The 20387-nt window shown below is 68.0% G+C and carries 19 protein-coding genes; 17 read left to right on the forward strand and 2 right to left on the reverse strand.

What is annotated here, in order from left to right:
* The first annotated feature begins 36 nt into the window (after positions 1 to 36).
* Positions 37 to 1710 (forward strand): malate synthase A, encoded by a 1674-nt coding sequence (aceB, locus tag AB4089_RS03980; protein WP_441408004.1) that lies wholly within the window; start codon positions 37 to 39, stop codon positions 1708 to 1710.
* A 287-nt stretch (positions 1711 to 1997) separates the two neighbouring features.
* Here aceB and AB4089_RS03985 read toward each other — a convergent pair whose 3' ends face one another.
* Positions 1998 to 3188, reverse strand: coding sequence for an MFS transporter (locus tag AB4089_RS03985; RefSeq protein ID WP_441408005.1), 1191 nt, complete (start codon positions 3186 to 3188; stop codon positions 1998 to 2000).
* A 134-nt stretch (positions 3189 to 3322) separates the two neighbouring features.
* Entirely contained in the window at positions 3323 to 4534 is a 1212-nt protein-coding gene (locus AB4089_RS03990) for an ROK family transcriptional regulator (protein WP_441408006.1), read from the reverse strand.
* 178 nt (positions 4535 to 4712) lie between these two features.
* Between AB4089_RS03990 and AB4089_RS03995 the strand changes: the two genes are divergently transcribed.
* From AB4089_RS03995 to AB4089_RS04070, 16 genes are all read left to right on the forward strand, one after another.
* A complete protein-coding gene (locus tag AB4089_RS03995; RefSeq protein WP_441408007.1) occupies positions 4713 to 5834 on the forward strand; it encodes a Gfo/Idh/MocA family protein in 1122 nt (373 codons plus the stop codon).
* Positions 5831 to 6640, forward strand: a complete 810-nt coding sequence (locus tag AB4089_RS04000) for a hypothetical protein (RefSeq protein ID WP_441408008.1) — start codon at positions 5831 to 5833, stop codon at positions 6638 to 6640. Before AB4089_RS03995 ends, AB4089_RS04000 begins: the two co-directional genes overlap by 4 nt.
* Positions 6641 to 6812: 172 nt before the next feature.
* A complete protein-coding gene (locus tag AB4089_RS04005; protein ID WP_441408009.1) occupies positions 6813 to 8138 on the forward strand; it encodes an ABC transporter substrate-binding protein in 1326 nt (441 codons plus the stop codon).
* Between the two features lie 11 nt (positions 8139 to 8149).
* Entirely contained in the window at positions 8150 to 9109 is a 960-nt protein-coding gene (locus AB4089_RS04010) for a carbohydrate ABC transporter permease (protein WP_441408010.1), read from the forward strand.
* Positions 9109 to 10002: a carbohydrate ABC transporter permease gene (locus AB4089_RS04015; RefSeq protein WP_441408011.1), complete on the forward strand. Its 894-nt coding sequence runs from the start codon at positions 9109 to 9111 to the stop codon at positions 10000 to 10002. The genes AB4089_RS04010 and AB4089_RS04015 overlap by 1 nt, the downstream gene beginning before the upstream one ends.
* Before the next feature lie 97 nt (positions 10003 to 10099).
* The gene (locus tag AB4089_RS04020; protein ID WP_441408012.1) at positions 10100 to 10849 is read left to right on the forward strand and encodes a sugar phosphate isomerase/epimerase family protein; all 750 of its coding nucleotides are present in this window, start codon (positions 10100 to 10102) and stop codon (positions 10847 to 10849) included.
* On the forward strand, positions 10846 to 11964 hold the full coding sequence (locus AB4089_RS04025; protein ID WP_441408013.1) for a Gfo/Idh/MocA family protein: 1119 nt from the start codon (positions 10846 to 10848) through the stop codon (positions 11962 to 11964). The genes AB4089_RS04020 and AB4089_RS04025 overlap by 4 nt, the downstream gene beginning before the upstream one ends.
* Before the next feature lie 9 nt (positions 11965 to 11973).
* Positions 11974 to 13191, forward strand: coding sequence for a Gfo/Idh/MocA family protein (locus AB4089_RS04030; RefSeq protein WP_441408014.1), 1218 nt, complete (start codon positions 11974 to 11976; stop codon positions 13189 to 13191).
* A gap of 1 nt (position 13192) precedes the next feature.
* Positions 13193 to 14188: a sugar phosphate isomerase/epimerase family protein gene (locus AB4089_RS04035; RefSeq protein ID WP_441408015.1), complete on the forward strand. Its 996-nt coding sequence runs from the start codon at positions 13193 to 13195 to the stop codon at positions 14186 to 14188.
* 10 nt (positions 14189 to 14198) lie between these two features.
* Positions 14199 to 15062, forward strand: a complete 864-nt coding sequence (locus AB4089_RS04040; RefSeq protein WP_441408016.1) for a 3-keto-disaccharide hydrolase — start codon at positions 14199 to 14201, stop codon at positions 15060 to 15062.
* A 2-nt stretch (positions 15063 to 15064) separates the two neighbouring features.
* Positions 15065 to 15967, forward strand: coding sequence for a TolB family protein (locus AB4089_RS04045; RefSeq protein ID WP_441408017.1), 903 nt, complete (start codon positions 15065 to 15067; stop codon positions 15965 to 15967).
* Positions 15960 to 16994, forward strand: coding sequence for a Gfo/Idh/MocA family protein (locus tag AB4089_RS04050; protein ID WP_441408018.1), 1035 nt, complete (start codon positions 15960 to 15962; stop codon positions 16992 to 16994). Before AB4089_RS04045 ends, AB4089_RS04050 begins: the two co-directional genes overlap by 8 nt.
* Positions 16987 to 17469: a heme-degrading domain-containing protein gene (locus AB4089_RS04055; RefSeq protein ID WP_441408019.1), complete on the forward strand. Its 483-nt coding sequence runs from the start codon at positions 16987 to 16989 to the stop codon at positions 17467 to 17469. Before AB4089_RS04050 ends, AB4089_RS04055 begins: the two co-directional genes overlap by 8 nt.
* Positions 17470 to 17510: 41 nt before the next feature.
* Positions 17511 to 18047 carry a GNAT family N-acetyltransferase gene (locus AB4089_RS04060; RefSeq protein WP_441408020.1) on the forward strand — a complete coding sequence of 179 codons (537 nt, stop codon included), beginning with the start codon at positions 17511 to 17513 and terminating at the stop codon, positions 18045 to 18047.
* Between the two features lie 88 nt (positions 18048 to 18135).
* Positions 18136 to 18852, forward strand: a complete 717-nt coding sequence (locus AB4089_RS04065; RefSeq protein WP_441408021.1) for a DsbA family oxidoreductase — start codon at positions 18136 to 18138, stop codon at positions 18850 to 18852.
* 154 nt (positions 18853 to 19006) lie between these two features.
* Positions 19007 to 20329, forward strand: coding sequence for a nicotinate phosphoribosyltransferase (locus AB4089_RS04070; RefSeq protein ID WP_441408022.1), 1323 nt, complete (start codon positions 19007 to 19009; stop codon positions 20327 to 20329).
* The last annotated feature ends 58 nt before the right edge of the window (positions 20330 to 20387 follow it).

The raw sequence follows: 20387 nt of genomic DNA on the forward strand, positions 1-20387 counted from the left end.
GATAGAGCAACAGCGGACTTTCAAGGAGCAACTCCCATGAACAGCTTCACTGACAACTTCACCATCAACGGGATCACGCTGACCGCGCAGCCGATTTGCCGGCAGAGCGAGGTTCTGACCCCGGACGCGCTGGCCTTTGTTGCCAAGCTGCACCGGGCCACCGCCGTGCGGCGGCAGGAGCTGCTGCAGGCACGGCAGGAACGCCGCCACCAGATCTCCAAGGGCCAGGATCCGCGGTTCCTGCGCGAGACCGAGTCCGTCCGCAACGACCCCAACTGGCGCGTCGCTCCCCCGGCCCCGGGACTGGAGGACCGCCGGGTGGAAATCACCGGGCCGGTGGACAAGAAGATGACCATCAACGCGCTGAACTCCGGCGCCAAAGTGTGGCTCGCGGACATGGAAGACTCCTCCACCCCGTCCTGGCGCAACGTGATCCAGGGCCAGCTGAACCTCACGGACGCGCTGGAGCGGCGGATCGACTTCACCTCTACCGATGGCCATAACAGCAAGGAGTACAAGCTGCGCCCGGCCGGGGAGCTGCCCACCATCGTGGTCCGGCCCCGCGGCTGGCACCTGCCGGAAAAGCACATGCTCATCGACGGCACCCCGATTGCCGGCGGCATTGTGGACTTCGGCCTGTACTTCTTCCACAATGCCCGCCGCCTGATCGCCCAGGGCAAGGGGCCGTACTTCTACCTGCCGAAGATCGAGAGCCACCTCGAGGCCCGGCTGTGGAACGACATCTTCATCCTGGCGCAGGACCTGCTGGGCATCCCGCAGGGCACCATCCGCGCCACGGTGCTGATTGAGACCATCACGGCGGCGTTCGAGATGGAGGAGATCCTCTACGAACTCCGGGACCACGCCGCGGGCCTGAACGCCGGCCGCTGGGACTACATCTTCTCCCTGATCAAGAACTTCCGCACCCGGGGCCCCCGCTTCGTGCTGCCGGACCGCGGCCAGGTCACCATGACCCAGCCGTTCATGCGGGCCTACACCGAACAGCTCGTCCGGGCCTGCCACAAGCGCGGTGCCATGGCGATCGGCGGCATGGCGGCGGCCGTCCCCAACCGCAAGGACCAGGACGCCAACGCGATCGCCTTCGAGAAGGTCCGTGCCGACAAGACCCGTGAGGCCGGCGACGGCTTCGACGGTTCGTGGGTGGCGCACCCGGACCTGGTGCCGGTCTGCCGCGAGGTGTTCGACGGCGTCCTCGGCGACCGGCCGAACCAGCTCGAACGCCTCCGCGAAGACGTCACCCCGGATGACCGCGCCCTCCTGGACATCTCCACGACCACCGGAACCATCACCGAACAGGGCATCCGGAACAACATCGAAGTAGGGATCCGCTACATCGAGTCGTGGCTGCGCGGCAACGGCGCGGTGGCCATCCACAACCTGATGGAGGACGCCGCCACCGCAGAGATCTCCCGCTCCCAGCTGTGGCAGTGGATCTTCTCCCGGGCCATCACGGACCACGGCGATGTGATCACCCGCGAGTGGGTGGAGGACATGCTGGACGAGGAATTCGCCAGGCTGGAACGCTTCGAAGGGGACCGTTTCGCCGACGCGCGGGACATCTTCGAGGAAGTCACCCTCGCCACCGAGTTCCCGGCTTTCCTGACGCTCCCGGCCTACGACCGGTTCCTGCATGAAGCGCGCGACGGCGCCGATCCCGTCCGCGCGGCGGCCGCCCTCATCCCGGCGTAGGACCCTCGCCCAGGACCCCGGCGTTAGACCCAATGGCCCCGGGCGACCGGGTCCGCAACGATTTCCGTTAGCTGGGCTGCCATGCCCTTCGCAACAGGCACCCCGAGATCCGGGTGGCAGCCCAGCAACGGAAGATCCCGTGCACTCGACAACGGCGTCGAGATGCCAGATTTTGATGTGGCAGATAAGGCCCATGTTCCTCGCGAACATGGGCCTTATCTGTGGTCTCGAAATCTGTAGTCTCGGCGCGACAGGCCCGGGCGGGGAGATCTAGTGCGGCAAGAGATCTAGTGCGGCTTCGGCACCTTGCGCAGGGACAGCGCGGTGCCCAGGATGAAAGCGGCCACAGAGCACAGGATCATCAGCAGCGGGCCGGTCCAGGCCCCGGATACCCCGTGCACGTAGCCCAGGAGGGTCGGCGCCACCGCGCCGAAGGAGTATCCCGTCCCCTGGACTATGGCGGACATCCGGGCCGCCGAGGCCTGGTCCCGGGCCAGCCGGATGATGGCGAGGAAGATCAGTGTGATGCCGCCGCCCTGGGCCACACCGCCGAAGGAACACCAGAGCCACCACAGCTCCGGTGCGATCAGCAGGCCCAGCGGAACGGTGAGCCACAGCAGTCCCAGGGTGAGGCCCACCGCCGTCGTGCTGGCGAAACGGGCCGCGAGCGGCACGCCCAGCCCGCCCACAATGGCCAGGATCTGGAAGGGCGAGGACCCTGCCCCGGCGGCCGCGGGCGCCATGCCGAGCTCGTCCGCCAGCAGGCTCGGCAGCCAGGCGGTCACCCCGTAGTAGGAGAAGGCCTGGCCGGCGAACCCGAAGGTCAGGGCTGCCGTGATCCACCGGGACGTGAGCTTGCCGGCCGGACGCCCAGGGTCGGCCGTGGGGACGGCAGCAGGAGTGAAGGCCCGCTGGCCGCCCACGGCGATCATCCAGACCGCGAGTGCCGACAGCGCGAAGAGGCCGCTCGCGGCGATCGCGGGCCGCCAGCCCAGTAGCTCAGCCAGCGGCGCAGACACCATGGAGGTCAGGAACGAGCCGATGTTCAGCGCCGCGGTGTATGTGCCCATCGCTGCGCCCTGCCGGGCCGGGGTGAAGTCCCGCCGGATGATCAGCGGGACCACGATGTTGCCGATCGTGATGGCTACGCCGAGGATCACGGTGCCCAGCATGACCAGGGCGCCGCCGCCGGCCGAGCGGACCACGACGCCCAAAAGCACGCCGAGCAGGGTCAGGGTGATGGCGAACTCGGGGCCCAGCCTGCGCCCGGCCAGTGAGGCCAGCGGCGCGGCCAGGGCAAAGCACAAGACCGGGATCCCGGTCAGGAATCCCAGTTCCACCGGAGTGAAGCCGAGATCGGCCTCGAGTTGGGCGACCACCGGGGCCACGGCCACCAGGGGTCCGCGCATGTTCAGGGCGATGAGCCCGATCGCGAGCATGAGGAGCCAGCCGCGCGGTGCCCGGCCCACCTCGCTCATGGAGTGGGCCGTTCCCCGGCCAGCAGGCAGAAATATGATTTCATCAGTCCCATTGCTATCACGGGCGTCCGCCGCACCGGCCCAATGTGACGCTCCCGCCGCCCCGGCCGAATGTGACGCTCCCCTGGACACCCCTAGCCCGTGGCCTGCAGGGTCGCCTCGATGACGGCGGGTGAGAGCACGTGCTGGGTGACCATCTGGCTGGCGCCGAGGATGGCGGCCTTGTCCCCGGCCCGGGACAGTCCGATCCGCAGGTGCGTCGTGGCCAGGGGCAGCGAGCGCCGGTAGACCACCTCGCGGACTCCGGCCATCAGGTGTTCCCCGGCCTGGCCGAGGCTTCCGCCGATCACAATCACCGAGGGATTCAGCAGGTTCACTACCGTGGAGAGGACGTCGCCGAGGTCCCTGCCGGCCTGCCGCAGCGCCTGGATGGCCTGCAGGTTTCCCTCCGCGACGAGGCGCAGCACGTCGCCGCCGTCGTGCGCCGGCAGGCCCTGCTGCGTCAGCGCCTTGGCGACGGCGGGCCCCGAGGCCAGGGCTTCGAGGCACCCGTAGTTGCCGCAGCGGCACAGCACATCATCGCCGCGCGGAACCCGGACGTGGCCGAGGTCGCCGGCCGTTCCGTTGGCCCCGCGCTGGAGCTCGCCGCTGCTGATGATGCCCGCCCCGATGCCGGTGGCAACCTTGATGAACAGGAGGTTCTCGTCCCCGGGCCAGTGTGCAGTGCGTTCGCCGAGCGCCATGATGTTCACATCGTTGTCCACCAGCACCGGGACCGGAAGGGACCGCTGGACATGGCGGACGACGTCGAACCCGTCCCAGCCGGGCATGATCGGCGGCTTCACCGGCATGCCGGTGGCGTGCTCCACGGGACCCGGGAGTCCGATCCCGGCGCCGGCCAGCTCTGCGGTGCTCCGGCCGGCCTCACCGAGCAGCCGCAGCCCTTCCTCGATCACACGGTCCAGGACAACCACCGGGCCGTCCGCGACGTCCTGCGCCAGCCGGCGCTCCGCGAGGACCGTCCCGCCGAGATCCGTGACGGCGATGATCACGTGCGTGGCCCCGACGTCGACCGCCAGGACGACCCGGGCGGCGGGATTGAAGGCAAAGCGCGACGGCGGCCTGCCGCCGCTGGAGCTCGCTTCCCCGGCGGGTCCCACGAGGCCTGAAACCATCAGCGCGTCGATGCGGGAAGCGACGGTGGAGCGTGCCAGGCCGGTGGTCAGCGCAAGTTCCGCGCGGGTCCGTGCCCTGCCGTCGCGCAGGAGTTGGAAGAGGTCGCCGGCGCGGGACAGACTGCCGCCGGCCTCTAGGGCTGCGGACTCGGTACCGGTCGTCGAACTCATGAGTAAGTGATAGCACGAAGGCCTTCTGCATGTCACGCCACAGAAAGTTTGGAACGAAGTTTGCAACTTTTGCTTGACGCTCGTCAAAAGTATCTCTAGCTTTGGGTGTGAGCCGGATCACCGGGCCGGGCAGTCCGGCCTCCACCGGTCACTGCAGGGACTACGAAGGGTGTGGAAGTTGTCTAGCCAAGAACAAGCGGCCCAAGAACAAGCGGCACTGGCGCCGCTGGGGGTGGGGATCCTGGGGGCAGGGCCCGTAACGCAGGCGATCCACCTGCCATCCCTCGCACGACTTCGGGACATCCTGGAAGTCCGGCACATCATGGACGTCGACCCGGCGGTAGCGGAATCCGTCGCCGCGAGGGTCGGGGCACGCTTCAGCACCAGCGTGGACGAACTGCTGGCCGATCCCGGGGTCGAGATCGTCGCGATCTGCAGCCCCCACCAGTTCCACGCCGTCCAGGTGATCGCTGCCTGCCGCGCCGGGAAGAAAGCCGTCCTGTGTGAAAAGCCCTTCGCCATGAACGGCGAGGAAGCCGCGGCCATCGCCGCCGTGTCGGCCGAAACCGGTGTGCCGATCATCGTCGGCGCCATGCACACCTTCGACCCGGGCTGGCTGGCCGCGGAGGCCGCCTGGGGCGGCCTGCCGGACCAGGTCCACACCGTCCGGTCCTCGATCGTCCTGCCGCCCAACCCCCGGTTCGAGGACTTCGCGACCGAGATCGTGGGCCGCACTCCCCCGCCGTCGGCGAGCGCTGGCGCACCCGCCGACGATCACGCCGCTGACATTGCCGCCGAGAAGGCCAAACTGATCGGCGGCGTCATGGGCCTGGCCATCCACGACCTCCCGCTGGTCCGCCGGTTTGTCCCGGAGTTCGCGTCCGTCGAGGTGCTGCACGCCCAAACCGTCCTGCCGTTCGGCTACGTCATCTCCCTCCGGGCGGGAAACGTGGTCATTGAACTGCGCGCCGCCATGAACGGCACCTGGGAGCCGTCCTGGACCTTCGAGGCCATCGGCGATGACGCGTCGCTGTCCATCGATTTCACACCGTCCTACGTCCACGCAGGCTCGGCAACGGCCCGGATCCGGACCGCTGCGGGCACCACTGTCCTCGGCCCGTTCGGCCACAACGGTTACGAGGGAGAATGGCGCAAACTCGCCGACATCGCCCGCGGCACCGGAACGGCCCCGGACCCGGAGACGCTGATCCACGACCTGGAATTCGCCCTCGCGATCGCCGACGCCGCCGCCGCCCGCGTCGATGCCGGCGACGCCGCTTTCGAGGAGGCCCGCTCATGACAACCCCGCTTCTCGTCCAGGCCGGCCCCGACGCCGAACAAGCCGGTACCGTCGGCGCCGTCGTCGCTTCCCTGCCTGTTTCCTTCGCCCCGGCGGACGGCCGGCCCGACGTCGTCGCGGTCGCCGGCGTCCCCGGCTGGACCACCAGCGCCACCGCAGCAGTCCGCAGCGGCGTCCGCGGCGTCGTCGTCGTTGACCCCGTGGTCGAAGACACCGCGGCACTGGCCGCGGCTGCAGCCGAGGCGGGCACCACCGTTGTCCTTGACCAGGTGTGGGCCGGAAACCCCGCCCTCGCCCAGTCCCGGGCCGCGGTCCGGACCGCCATCGCCGATGCCCTGGCCGACGCCGTCCTGCTGGACTCCGTGGCGTGGGGCGCCCCGGGGACCGACCCGGAGCTCCTGCTCACCCGGCACCTGGCGGCAGTCCTGGCCTGCGGCGTCGAACTGGCCGGCCTGCGCGTCATCCAGCGCAACGCCAACGGTTACACCGTGATCGGCAGCCTCCCCGGCGGCGCACCGGCAGCCCTGCAGGGAATCACTACTTCCTCGGTCCCGGCGACGGCCGCCGTTTCCATCCTGACCTCCACGGGACGGGCGGACATCACCCTGCCCGACGCCTCAGCGGGCTGGCCGGCAGAGGTCCGCTCGGTCACCTCCGACGGGGCCGCCACCTTCCCCACCATCTACGAATCGGCCCACCGCCACAGCTGGAGGCGGCTCCGCGCCGCCGTCGACTCCGGCGCCCAGGAAGCCGATCTGGACCAGTTTGCCGCCCTGACCGCACTCGTCGGGCAGCTCCACGACTAACCCGCACCAGTTCAACCACCGCACCACTTCAACAACTGCACTGTTTCAATCACTGCACTACTTCAATCACTGCACAGGCACTAACTGCACCGCCAGCAACACCTTCCGCATCAACTCACTGTCGAGAAGACCGGCCCGCGACGTCGCGGACCGGCCACGAAAGGAAATCATCGTGACGATCAAGTCCTCTGTTACCTCCACCGCTTTCTCCCGCCGGGGATTCCTGGGCTTTGCCGCAGCCGCGGCCAGCGCCCCCCTCCTCGCAGCGTGCGGCGGCGGCTCCGCATCCCAGTCCGGGGGCGGCAGCGGCGTCATCAAGTTCTGGGACATGCCGTGGGCCACGCCGGCCTACAACGACGCCGCTAAGAAGATCGCAGAGGGCTACGCACCGGCCTCGGGCAACCTCAAGGCCAGCTACCAGACCATCCAGTGGGCGAACTTCTACCAGACGTTCTCCTCGGCCATCGCCTCCAAGACCGGACCGGCGGTGTCCACCGGCGGCGGCTTCCAGGCGTTCCAGTTCGAGCAGCAGGGCCAGATCGCCTACGCGGACAAGGTGGTGGAGGAACTGAAGAAGAACGGCCAGTTCGATGACTTCCTGCCGGGCGTCCTGGAGCCGTTCAAGGCTGACAAGGGCTATGTTGCCGTTCCGTGGCAGCTGGACATCCGTCCGCTCTGGTACCGCAAGTCGCTGTTCGACCAGGCCGGCGTCGCGGTTCCCACCGACTGGGCGTCCCTGCTTGAGGCCGGCAAGAAGTTCAAGAGCATGGGCGCCGTCGGCTTTGCCACGGGCTCCGGCGCCGGCAACAACATTGGCAACCACCTGATGATCATGATGATGCTCAACAACGGCGGCGGCGTGTTCACCCCCTCCGGTGAGCTCGATGTCATGAACGACCGCAACGTCGAGGCCGTCGAATTCCTGCTGGAACTGGTCTCGAACGGCATCATCGACCCCGCCGCGGTCAGTTACACCTCGGACAACCTCAACGCCCAGTGGAAGAACAAGAAGGCCGCGTACGGCATGTTGACGCTGGGAGTTCCCGAGCGTGTTGGCGACACCTCCGGCGACCTTGTGGTCGCCAGCCCCATTGCCGGCCCGCACGGGGACAAGGCCGCCCTGATTTTCCCGAACAACATCATGATGTACACCAACACCCCCTCCCAGGCGTCGTCCGAGGCCTTCCTGGTGGCCTACATGGGCCAGCTCAAGACGCTCTGGCAGCAGAAGCTCATGAACGCGCTGCCGGTGTTCAAGTCCATCACCGAGCTTCCCGAGTTCACGTCCGATCCCAACAACGTCAAGATCGTCAAGGAGTACGTGCCGATCGCGAAGACGTTCGCCGCCCAGGGCACGACGCTTAACGCCAACCTTGCCGTCCTCGACGGCGGCCAGGCCCTCAACCAGTTCACGCAGACCATCCTCACGGGCAAGACCGACGCGAAGTCGGCACTGCAGACCTTCCAGTCCGGGCTGCAATCCGTGCTGAAGAAGTAAGCGGCGTTCCAATGGCATTGACCACAGCCCAAACCGGCCTGAGCCGGGCCCGCCGGGGCGTTGCCCCCGGCGGGCCGGGGAAGCCCGTCAACCGCAAGAGCAAGCTCAGTTCGCAGACCCGCAAGACGTTTTTCTGGCTGCTGCTGCCTTCAGTCGTCCTGCTGATCCTGATCCACGGCTACCCCCTCATCTACGCCGGCATCCAGGCCACGCACGACGGCTCCCTCCTGGAGACCGGCCAGTTCGTCGGACTGGAAAACTTCGCCACTGTTCTGGCCTCCGAGGCTTTCTGGAAGGCGGCGCGCTTCACGCTGGTCTTCACGATCGTGGGCGTCTTCGGCTCCTGGCTCCTGGGCCTTGGCCTGGCCCTGCTGCTGCGCACCAAAATCCCCGCCGGCGGCACCTTCAAGGTCCTGCTGCTGCTCCCGTGGGTGGTGCCGATCGTGGTCTCCTCCACGGCCTGGAACTGGCTGGTGGGCACTCCGGACAGCCTCGTCCCTAGCATCTTCCGGAACCTCGGACTGGGCACCCCGCTTTTCCTCGCCGACCCGACCCTCGCCGCGATCACGGTCATGGTCTTCAAGGTCTGGGTCAGCTTCCCCTTCATGATGATGATGACCTCGGCAGCCCTGGCCTCCGTGGACTCCACCGTGTACGAGGCCGCCAGCATGGACGGCGCCACCCGCTGGCAGCAGTTCAGCCAGATCACCCTTCCGCTGATCGCCCGGTCCACCTACATCAGTTGGATCCTCATGACGATCTTCTGCGTCAACGACTTCCCCACCATCTACCTGCTCACCGGCGGCGGACCCGTGGACGCCACCACCTCCCTGGTGGTCCTGGCCTACCGGACCGTCTTCCAGGACTTCCAGACCGGACCCGGCGTCGCGATCGCCTTCCTCATGACCATCACCTTGGTAGTGGTCTCGGTCATCCTGTACCGCCAGATCCGAAAGTCGAGCGTCGAATAATGAGCGCAGTCCTCCACGCCCACCCCGAGTCCGGCCCCGCCCTCGGCGTCGCCGACACCGGCAAGCCCCGCCGCACTCTCTCCGAGGCAGGCCTGCGCGGCCGCTGGTGGCGGTTCACCGCCATCCTGGCCATCACCGCGATCATGCTCGTCCCGATCATGGTGACCGTACTCCTCGCATTCACGCCCGGACCGAACAGCACCGCCACCGGGCTGACGTTTGAGAACATCAGCAACGTGTTCTCCAAGACCCTCGCCGCGACCTGGCTGCAGAACAGCCTCATCACCACCCTCTCCACCGTGGTGGTATCGGTGGCCGTCGCCGCCCCGGCCGGCTATGTCCTCTCCCGCGGCCGGTCCAAAGCAGTCTCCGGCTATTCCCTGCTCTTGTTCGTCATGCAGTCCCTGCCCATCATCACCTCGGTGGTGCCGCTGTTCATTTTGTTCGCCGGCATGGGCCTGGTGGACAACCTGATGGGCCTGACCATCATCTACGTCGGTTCCACCATGACCGTTGCCACCTGGATGATGGCCGCCTACTTCGACTCCATCCCGATCAGCCTCGAGGAAGCCTCCTGGATCGACGGCTGCTCCGTCTTTGGCAGCTTCACCAAGGTGGTGCTGCGCAACTCCCTCCCGGGCGTGCTCTCCACCGCGATCTTCGCCTTCCTGCTTGCCTGGAACGACTACCTCGTGGCCATCGTGTTCCTGCGCTCCAACGAAATCTTCACCCTGCCCATGGGCGTCCAGTCCTTCTTCCAGCAGAACCAGACCGACTGGTCCGGGGTCATGGCCCTGGCCGTGATCATGATGCTCCCGCCCATCATCGTCTTCGCCACCCTGAACAAATACTTCAGCGTCGGCGGCATCGGCGGCTCCCTCGCCGGCCGCTAGCGGCCTCCTCCACATCAGCTTCACGTCCGACGCCGGATCACCGGCAGGCGGGCCCCTCCCCAACTTGAAAACAACCGACTCCCAGCAAAGGATTCCCGTGTCTTATTCACTGCAGCTGTACACCCTCCGCAACGCCATCGCCGAAGACCTGCCCGGCACCATCAAGAAGGTGGCCGAGCTCGGTTTCACCCAGGTTGAGCCCTACAACTTCGTGGCGACGGCCGCCGTGCTCGGCGCGGCGCTGAAGGAAAACGGCCTGACCGCCCCGTCCGGCCACGCCCCGCTGCTGAGCCAGGACCAGGACGAGATCTTCGCCGCCGCCAAGGAGCTGGGCATCTCCACGGTCATCGATCCCTACCTCCCGGCCGAGCACTGGCAGTCCGCCGAGGACATCCAGGCCACCGCCGCAAAGCTCAACGCCGCCGCCAAGAAGGGCGCCGAATACGGCATCCGCGTCGGCTACCACAACCATGCCTGGGAACTGGAGTCCAGCATCGAGGGCCAGACCGCCCTGGAATACTTCGAAGGACTCCTGGACCCCGAACTGGTCCTGGAAGTGGACACCTACTGGTCCGCCGTCGGAGGCCAGGACCCGGTGGCGCTGCTGAAGCGCCTCGGTGACCGCGTCAAGTTCATCCACATCAAGGACGGCCCCGTCTCCACGGACACCAAGGCTCAGCAGCCGGCCGGCCAGGGCAAGATCGCCGTCTGGGATGTCATCAACGCCGCGCAGTCCCTCGAAGTCGGCGTCGTGGAATTTGACGACTACTCCGGCGACATCTTCGACGGCATCACCCAGAGCCTGGACTACCTGAACGCCGGGGCAAGCGAAGGAGCACGGGCATGAGCACCCCTTCCACGCAGAAAGGCCCCGTGGGCGTCGCCGTCATCGGCGCCGGCAACATCAGCAAGCAGTACCTGGACAACCTGACCGTCTTCCCCGACCTCAAGGTCCACGTCATCGCCGACCTCTTCGAAGACGCCGCCGAGGCGCGGGCCAAGGAATACGGCATTGCCGAATGGGGCGGCGTGGACGCCGCCCTGAATCACCCCGACGTCGAGATCATCGTGAACCTGACCATCCCCGCGGCCCACGTGGAGGTCGCCACGGCCGCCGTCAACGCGGGCAAGCACGTCTGGACGGAAAAGCCGTTCTCGCTGGACCGCGAATCGGGCCTGGGCCTGCTGAAAGCGGCCGACGCTGCCGGGCTGCGGCTCGGCTGCGCCCCGGACACGTTCCTGGGCGCCGGGCTGCAGACCGCGCGGCGGCTGATCGAGCGCGGCGACATCGGCACCCCGCTGACCGCCATGACCACGTTCCAGACCCCCGGGCCGGAATCCTGGCACCCGAACCCGGCGTTCCTGTTCCAGTACGGCGCCGGCCCCCTGTTCGACATGGGCCCGTACTACCTCACCGCCCTGGTGCAGACCTTCGGCTCCATCCGTAAGGTCGCCGCCGTCGGGTCCAAAGCCAAAGAGGTCCGGGTCATCGGCTCCGGACCCAAGGCCGGCGAGGAATTCACGGTCGAGGTCCCCACCCACGTCTCCGCCATGGCCCAGTTCGAGTCCGGCGCGTCATCCCACAGCGTCTTCTCGTTCGAGTCACCGCGGCTGCGGATGGGCTTCGTGGAGATCACCGGCACCGAGGCCACCCTCTCGCTGCCGGACCCGAACTACTTCGACGGGGACATCAAGCTCTGGCGCGCCGGAGACGAGGACTGGACCATCATGCCGGCCACCGGCCCCAGCCAGGGCCGCGGCATGGGCGTATTGGACATGGCACGCTCCATCCGCGCCGGCGTCCCGCACCGCGCCACCGGCAACCTCGCGTACCACGTCCTGGACACCATGGTCTCGATCTCGGAGTCCGTGGAATCGGGAACCTTCGTGGACGTCGAAAGCTCCGCGCCCGCCTCCGCAGCCCTCCCCGAGGACTGGGACCCGACCGCCTCCACACTCTAGGAACCCGCAATGAACCCCCACGAAACCACCCCCGGCCAGCCCGCCGGTTCACGCTTGGGTGTGGCCATGATCGGGTACGCGTTCATGGGCAAGGCCCACTCGAATGCCTGGCGCAACGTTGCCAGCTACTTCGACGTCCCGGCCTTCGAACAGCGCGTGCTGGTCGGACGCGACCCCGACGGGGTGGCCGAGGCCGCAGCGAAGTACGGCTGGGCCGAGTCCGCCACGGACTGGCGCGCGGTGATCGCCCGCGATGACATCCACATCATCGATATCTGCGCGCCGGGCTGGATGCACGCAGAGATCGCCATCGCCGCCCTGGCCGCCGGCAAGCACGTCCTGGTCGAAAAGCCGCTGGCGAACACCCTGGCCGAGGCCGAAGCCATGGCGGACGCTGCCGTAGCAGCCAGGTCCAGGGGTGTGCAGTCCATGATCGGCTTCAACTACCGCCGGGTCCCGGCCCTGGCGCTGGCCCGGGAACTGATCTCCGAAGGCCGCCTCGGCACGGTCCGGCACGTCCGTGCCGCGTACCTGCAGGACTGGCTCGTGGACCCGGACTCGCCCATGACCTGGCGGCTGAACAAGGAAACCGCCGGGTCCGGGGCGCTGGGCGACATCGCCTCCCACGCGATCGACCAGGTGCTGTTCCTCCTCGGCGACCAGGTCACCGAGGTCTCCGGCCGGCTCCACACCTTCACCTCGCAGCGCCCCGGCGCTGCCGGGCTGGAGGACGTGACGGTCGACGACGCCGCCTGGGCCACGCTGAGCCTCGCCTCCGGGGCCATCGCCTCGGTGGAGGTCTCCCGGGTGGCCACCGGGCAGAAGAACTCGCTCAAGCTGGAGATCTACGGCGACAAGGGAGCCCTGCTGTTCGATCTGGAGGACCTGAACGAGCTCGGCTTCCTCGACGCCACGCTGCCGGTCCGCGAGCAGGGCTTCCGCCGGATCCTGGTCAACGAACCCGAGCACCCCTACGTTGACGCGTGGTGGCCGCAGGGCCACGTGATCGGCTGGGAACACACGTTCACGCACGAGATCCGCGACTTCCTCCTGGCAGTCGGCAACGGGACCCAGCCCTCGCCGTCGTTCGAGGACGGCCTGAACGTCCAGCGGATCCTGGCCGCCGTCGAAGAGAGCGCCGCGGCCAAGAGCTCGCTCATCCAGCTCACCCCGTCCATCCCTGCCACCCAATCTCCTGCCATCCAGACCCCAGCCGAAAGAGCCTGACATGCCCCGCCCCTACACCCTGTTCACCGGCCAGTGGGCCGACGTGCCCTTCGAGGAAGTCGCCAAGTTGGCCTCCGGCTGGGGCTACGACGGCCTGGAGATCGCCGTCTCCGGCGACCACCTGGACGCCTGGCGCTGGGACGAACCCGGCTACGTCGAGTCCAAGCTCGCCGTGCTGAAAAAGTACAACCTCAAGGTCTGGGCCATTTCCAACCACCTCAAGGGCCAGGCCGTGTGCGACGACCCGATCGACTTCCGGCACGAGGCGATCGTCGGGGCCAAGGTCTGGGGCGACGGGGACCCCGAAGGCGTCCGACAGCGCGCCGCCGAGGAAATGAAACACACCGCCCGGCTCGCCAAGGCCCTGGGCGTGGACACCGTGGTCGGGTTCACCGGCTCCTCCATCTGGCAGTACGTCGCGATGTTCCCGCCCGTCCCGGAGAAGGTCATCGAGGCCGGCTACCAGGACTTCGCCGACCGCTGGAACCCCATCCTGGATGTCTTTGACGAATGCGGCGTCCGCTTCGCCCACGAGGTCCACCCCTCCGAGATCGCCTACGACTACTGGACCACCGTCCGGACCCTCGAGGCGATCGGGCACCGCGAGGCGTTCGGCCTGAACTGGGACCCGTCGCACTTCATGTGGCAGGGCATCGACCCCGTCTCCTTCATCTGGGACTTCAAGGACCGGATCTACCACGTGGACTGCAAGGACACCAAGCTCAGGCCCACCGGCCGCAACACCGTCCTGGGATCGCACCTGCCCTGGGGCGACCCGCGCCGCGGCTGGGACTTCGTCTCCGCCGGCCGCGGGGACGTGCCCTGGGAATCATCGTTCCGCGCCCTGACCGCGATCGGCTACGACGGGCCCATCAGCATCGAATGGGAGGACGCCGGCATGGACCGGCTCCACGGCGCCCCCGAAGCCCTCGCCGCGCTCAAGAAGTTCGACTTCCCGGCCTCGAACACCTCCTTCGACGCCGCCTTCAAGCAGTAGGGACCAGTTCATGTCAGGCATCGAAACGCCCGACGGCGGCGACGGCTTTGTCCCGCTGTTCGACGGCACCAGCCTGGCTGGCTGGCGATCGGTACCCCGCGTCTATGGCACCGAGTATCCGGGCGGTCCGGCCCTCTCGGACCGCTTCGCCGCCCTGGGTCTGACCCCGCCCGTGGAACCCGAGAAGCACCCGGCCCGCTGGTTCGTCGAAGACGGCGTCCTGGTCGGCGAGCAGGACTCCCCCGGCAGCGGCTACGGCGGCTACCTGGTGAGCGAGCAGGCATTCGGCGACTTCGAACTCGTGCTGGAAATGCGCCCCGACTGGCCCGCAGACACCGGCGTGATGATCCGGCGCCGGCCAGATACCTGGGAAGGCTTCCAGGTCTTGGTGGACCACCGTCCCTCCGGGGGTATCGGCGGGTTCTTCGGCAACGGGCTGGCGAGCTTCTCCGCCGTCCCCTTCGCCGTCAACGTGGCCATGGACGCCGACGGGCGGCCCACGGGCTTGATTGCGGACAACCCGGCCACGTCGGTGGAGCCTGTCACGGAAGAAAAGCGTGCCCGGCTGAGCCACGCGGCCGACGTCGAGGACTTCCTCAACGTGTGGCGCTGGGACGGCTGGAACGAACTGCGCATCCGCTGCGTCGGCGCCCTGCCGGTCATCACCACCTGGGTCAACGGCCTCAAGATCGCCGAACTGGACACCGCTACGCTGGACTCGCCGAACTGCAACCCGGCCGATGTCCTGGGAGTTCTCGGAGAGCGCGGGCACGTCGCGTTGGAAGTCCACGACAACGACTCCATGTTCGGCGAGGCCCGCTGGGGCAAGGGCGCGCAGTGCCGGTGGCGGAACATCCGGATCAAGGAGCTCTGACCATGCTGCGTACCCTTCAGCCCGGCCAGCGCTGCGAGATCTGGATAGCGTCCGTCACAGGCGAAACCGAACTTGTCTACAGCACCGACGAGCTCCTCCTCGAAGCGCCCAACTGGACCCTTGACGGCTCGGCCCTCATCCTCAACGGGGACGGGAAGCTGTGGCGGTTTGAGGTGCCCGGCCGGAGCATCAGCCAGGTCCCGCTGACCGGCATCCCCGACCTCAACAACGACCATGTCCTGGCGCCCGACGGCACCGGCATCTTCCTCTCGGCGAACGACGGCCACATCTACCGGGCCGCTTTGAGTGGGGGTGCGGCGGAGCGGATCACCGACGACGACGGCTCCTTCCACTTCCTGCACGGCGTCAGCCCGGATGGATCCGCGCTGGCCTACGTCGGCATCGAGGCCGGCGACTTTACGCAGCCGGGCCGCCTCAGGACCATACCGTCCGACGGCGGCGCTACCGCCGGCGTCGATGTCGGCCCCGGCCATTGCGACGGGCCGGAATACTCGCCCGACGGAAAGTGGCTCTACCTGAACACGGAGTCCTTCAGCTCGCTCCCCGGCCACGCGCAGCTTGCCCGCGTGCAGGTTGACGGAAGCGGTTTCGAGCGCCTCCTTGAGAGCGAAACCGTCGACTGGTTCCCCCATCTCTCTCCTGACGGGCAACTGGCCAGCTACGTCCGCTTCCCCGCCGGCACGGAGGGCCACCCCGCGGACCTGCCGGTCGAGGTTGTGCTGGTCCCCACCGGCGACTGGACCGCCCCCGTCAACACCTGGCCGCTGTTCGGCGGGCAGGGGACAATGAACGTCAACAGCTGGTCGCCGGATTCCGCGCGCTTCGCGTACGTCGCCTACCCCCTCGCCAACACCGACACACCAAAGGACCAAGCACGTGACTAATCAACCCACCGGCACCTCTGACGGCAGCATCCGCTGGGGAATCCTCGGCACCGGATTCATCGCGGGGCTGCAAACACAGGACCTGAACGAGAACGGCTTCACCGTCCAGGCCGTCGGCTCCCGGACCCTGGATTCGAGCAAGGCGTTCGCTGAAGAATACGGCGTGGCAACCGCGCACGGCAGCTACGAGGACTTGGTGGCCGACCCGCTGGTTGACGTGGTCTACATCGCCACGCCGCACCCGTTCCATCACGCCAATGCCTTGTTGGCCTTGAATGCCGGCAAGCATGTGCTGGTGGAGAAGTCGTTCACCATGAACGCCCGCGAAGCACAGGACATTGTTGACTTGGCGGAATCCAAGGGGCTCGTGGCGCTGGAAGCCATGTGGTCGCGATTCCTCCCTCACATGATCCGCATCCGCGAAATCATCGGGGAAGGCACCATCGGCGAGGTCCGGAAGGTGGTCGCCAGCCACAACCAGAACCTGCCCAAGGACCCTGCCCACCGGCTGAACGATCCTGCACTGGGCGGCGGAGCGCTGCTGGACCTCGGCATCTACCCGGTCTCCTTTGCGTTCGACATCCTGGGCACCCCGGAGACCATTCGCGCCAGTGCGTCCATGACCGCTACCGGGGTAGACCGGCAGACTGCCGCCATCTTTGAATATGTCGGCGGTCAGCAGGCCATTGTGGACTGCGAACTGGACGCCGCCAGCGCCAACCGGGCCATGGTCATCGGGACCGAAGGCTGGATCGATATCGAATCCACTTGGTACAACCCCACGCCCTTCACCGTTCTTGCCGTGGATGGCAGCGTTGTTGAACGCTATGAGCAGCCTGTCACCAGCCGCGGCATGCAGTACCAGGCCGCCGAACTGGAACGACTGGTCAGCGAAGGCGCAACCGCCGGCACCATCCTTCCGCCCCGCGAAACGGTAGCCATCATGGCAGCAATGGACGAGATCCGCCGCCAGATCGGCCTCAGCTACGACGCCGACGCCGCAACGGAGCGGAGCGCCCGTGACTGACACGGCCACATCCCGGCTCGCCGAACTGCAGCAGCACGAGGAAGAACTCGTCTTCCCGGGCTTTGACCACCACGACGCCTGGCGCCTCGGCTCGCTCATCGCCTCCCGGGCCGTGGCCGCGGCCCATCCCGTGGCCATCGACATCCGGCGCCACAACCTGGTCCTCTTCCGCTGTGTCCTGCCCGGAGCCACCGCCGACCAGGAGGAATGGATCCGCCGCAAGTCGGCGAGCACCCTGCGTTTTGAGCGCAGCACGGCCCTGCTCGCCGAGGAGTTCGCGTCCAAGGACTTCGACCCCACGCAGGGCGGGTGGCTCGCCCCGGAGGACTACACGTTGGCAGGGGGCTCGTTCCCCATCCGCGTCCGGGGCACGGGCGTCGTCGCCGCCGTGACGGCATCCGGGCTGTCCTCCGACGACGACCACCGGCTCGTGATCGAGGCCATCAGGGACTACCTCACGACAGTCGCCGTTTAGGTCCGTGGGCACGGGCGTGTGCACGGGCTAGGGTTTTAGCCATGACGCACCAGATCAGGACAGCAACCGCGGACGACGCCGGCAGGCTGGCCGCCCTCGCGGCCATCACCTTCCCTCTGGCGTGCCCGCCCGAATCCCGGCCCGAGGACATCGCCGCGCACATGGCCAACACCCTCAGCGAGAGCCACTTCCGGGCCTACCTGGCCGATCCCGACGTAACGGTGCTGGTGATCGACGCCGACGGCGACCTCCGCGGCTACAGCCTGCTGGTGGCCCGCCCCACCCGGGACCCGGATGTGGCCGCGGTCCTGAGCGAACTGCCGTGCACCGAGCTCAGCAAGTGCTACGTCCACCCGGACCACCACGGACTCGGCGCCGCGGCCGAACTGATGCACGCCAGCATCGGCTCGGCAGCTGAGGCCGGGGCCCGCGGACTCTGGCTCGGCGTGAACAGCCAGAACTCCCGGGCCATCCGGTTCTACGAGAAGTCCGGCTTCCGCAAGGTCGGCACCAAGTCCTTCCAGCTGGGTACCACCGTGGAGCACGACTTCGTGATGGAGCGCCGGGTCGCGCCGTGAGCGCGGGCCTTGGGGTCTGTGAGAGGCCGTGACGAAGCCGACACGCCCGCCGGGGAATGTACCCTGTGCCGCCGGAGTTGTCGACGACATGAAGATTGAGATCTGGTCCGACGTCGCCTGCCCCTGGTGCTACATCGGCAAACGCCGTTTCGAAACCGCCCTCGAGGCCTTCCCGCACCGCGATTCGGTGGAGGTGCAGTGGCGCAGCTACCAGCTGGACCCCACGCTCCCCGATCACTACGACGGCACCGAACTGGACTACCTGAGCACGCGCAAGGGCATGGCACCGGCGCAGGTCTCGCAGATGTTCGAGCACGTGGCGGCCCAGGCCAAAGGCGAGGGGCTGAACTACCGGTTCGACGCCGTCGTGGTGGCCAACAGCTTCACGGCCCACCGGCTGATCCACCTCGCCGCCGCCCACGGCCAGCAGGACGCCGCGAAGGAACGCCTGCTCAGCGACCACTTCGAGCACGGCAAGGACATCGGCAGCCAGGATTACCTGACCGCCCTCGGCCTGGATCTCGGGCTCGACGCCGGCGAACTGGCGGAACTGTTCAGCACGGAGAGCTATGCCGACGCCGTCCGGCACGACATCGCAGAGGCGCGCGCCCTGGGCATCAGCGGTGTCCCGTTCTTCGTGATCGACCGGAAGTTCGGCCTCTCCGGCGCCCAGCCCGCGGAAACGTTCACCGCGGCCCTGGAGCAGGCCTGGCAGGACAGCCACCCGCTGGTGATGGTGGGTGCTGCCGAGGACGCGGCCGCTGCGGCGGCCGGCGAGTGCGGCCCGGACGGCTGCCCCGTCTGAGCCCAGTCTGAGCCCCGCCGGCGTCTGAACCCCGGCGCCGTCGAATTCGCCGGAAGCGTGCGAGTACGCCGGAAGTTTCCGGCGACCCCGCAGCTTTCCGGCGACCCTGCAGCTTTCCGGCGAACTCGCGGCGATCCCCGGCCTAGAGTGAATCATGGACACATCGGCCGGCCCGGGCGGACGCCGGACCTCCCTGTTTACCGACCACTATGAGCTGACGATGTTCCAGGCGGCTCTGCACTCCGGGACGGCACACCGCCGGTCCGTGTTCCAGGCCTTTGCCCGCGGGTTGCCGGCAGGGCGCCGGTACGGGATCGTTGCCGGCACCGGCCGGCTCCTGGAGGGAATCGCGGATTTCCGCTTCGACCAGGACGACCTCGATTTCCTCGCCGGCACCGGCGTGGTCCAGGAGGCCACGCTGGAGCGGTTGGCCGCCTTCCGGTTCTCCGGCGACATCTGGGGATATCCGGAGGGTGAGGCCTATTTCCCGCACTCCCCCGTCCTGATCGTCGAATCGACCTTCGCGGAGGCCTGCGTCTTGGAGACCTACGTCCTGTCGGTACTGAACCATGACAGCGCCGTCGCGTCGGCCGCGTCCCGGATGACCAGCGCGGCCGGCGGCAGGCCCTGCCTGGAGATGGGCTCCCGCCGCACGCACGAGGAAGCGGCCGCCGCCGCGGCCCGCGCGGCCGTGATCGCAGGTTTCGCCGGCACGTCCAACCTGGCCGCCGGGCGGCGTTACGGCCTCCGGACGGTGGGCACCGCGGCCCACTCCTTCACGCTGCTCCATGACTCCGAGCGGGACGCCTTCGCGGCGCAGCTGGCCTCGCTGGGGCCCGGAACCACGCTGCTCGTGGACACATACGACGTCGAGACGGCTGTCCGTACCGCCGTCGGCCTCGCCGGAAATGGCCTCGGGGCCGTCCGGCTGGACTCCGGAGACCTCGTGGCCCAGGCGCGGTGGGTCCGCGAGCTCCTGGACAGTCTGGGCAATGTGCACACCAGGATTGTGGTGACCTCGGACCTGGACGAATTCTCCGTCGCCGCGCTCCGGGCCGCGCCGGCCGATTCCTACGGCATCGGCACCTCGCTGGTCACCGGGTCCGGGGCGCCGACGGCCGGCATGGTGTACAAACTGGTGGGCCGGGCCGATGACTCCGGTGAGCTCGTGGCTGTGGCGAAGACGTCGCTGGACAAGATCAACAAGGGCGGCCGCAAGTTCGCGGTGCGCCGCCTGGATGACCGCGGCGTCGCCACCCACGAGGTCATCGGCGTGGGCCACCCGCCGGCCGACGGACGGAAGGGGCGCCCCCTCCTGCAGCAGTTCATGAAGGACGGCGAAATCCTGCCCGGCTGGACCGGGCCAGCCGCCGTGGACCGGGCCCGGGAGCGGCACACGGCGTCCATGGCCGAGCTGCCCCGGGTAGTGGACCGGCTGCAACCGGGCGAGCCGGCCATCCCCACCATCTACGAGTAAGGCAGCAACACAGCGGGCGGCCGCGATGGACTCGCGACCGCCCGCTGTTATCGGGTGG

Origin of the sequence: Arthrobacter sp. 2MCAF15 (assembly GCF_052115605.1) — a bacterium.
Classification (GTDB): Bacteria; Actinomycetota; Actinomycetes; order Actinomycetales; family Micrococcaceae; genus Arthrobacter.

Coding starts and splice junctions, on each gene's coding strand:
- aceB (WP_441408004.1), top strand. CDS start 37: ATGAACAGCTTCACTGACAACTTCACCATCAACGGGATCACGCTGACC.
- AB4089_RS03985 (WP_441408005.1), bottom strand. CDS start 3,188: ATGAGCGAGGTGGGCCGGGCACCGCGCGGCTGGCTCCTCATGCTCGCG.
- AB4089_RS03990 (WP_441408006.1), bottom strand. CDS start 4,534: ATGAGTTCGACGACCGGTACCGAGTCCGCAGCCCTAGAGGCCGGCGGC.
- AB4089_RS04000 (WP_441408008.1), top strand. CDS start 5,831: ATGACAACCCCGCTTCTCGTCCAGGCCGGCCCCGACGCCGAACAAGCC.
- AB4089_RS04010 (WP_441408010.1), top strand. CDS start 8,150: ATGGCATTGACCACAGCCCAAACCGGCCTGAGCCGGGCCCGCCGGGGC.
- AB4089_RS04015 (WP_441408011.1), top strand. CDS start 9,109: ATGAGCGCAGTCCTCCACGCCCACCCCGAGTCCGGCCCCGCCCTCGGC.
- AB4089_RS04025 (WP_441408013.1), top strand. CDS start 10,846: ATGAGCACCCCTTCCACGCAGAAAGGCCCCGTGGGCGTCGCCGTCATC.
- AB4089_RS04030 (WP_441408014.1), top strand. CDS start 11,974: ATGAACCCCCACGAAACCACCCCCGGCCAGCCCGCCGGTTCACGCTTG.
- AB4089_RS04035 (WP_441408015.1), top strand. CDS start 13,193: ATGCCCCGCCCCTACACCCTGTTCACCGGCCAGTGGGCCGACGTGCCC.
- AB4089_RS04040 (WP_441408016.1), top strand. CDS start 14,199: ATGTCAGGCATCGAAACGCCCGACGGCGGCGACGGCTTTGTCCCGCTG.
- AB4089_RS04045 (WP_441408017.1), top strand. CDS start 15,065: ATGCTGCGTACCCTTCAGCCCGGCCAGCGCTGCGAGATCTGGATAGCG.
- AB4089_RS04060 (WP_441408020.1), top strand. CDS start 17,511: ATGACGCACCAGATCAGGACAGCAACCGCGGACGACGCCGGCAGGCTG.
- AB4089_RS04065 (WP_441408021.1), top strand. CDS start 18,136: ATGAAGATTGAGATCTGGTCCGACGTCGCCTGCCCCTGGTGCTACATC.
- AB4089_RS04070 (WP_441408022.1), top strand. CDS start 19,007: ATGGACACATCGGCCGGCCCGGGCGGACGCCGGACCTCCCTGTTTACC.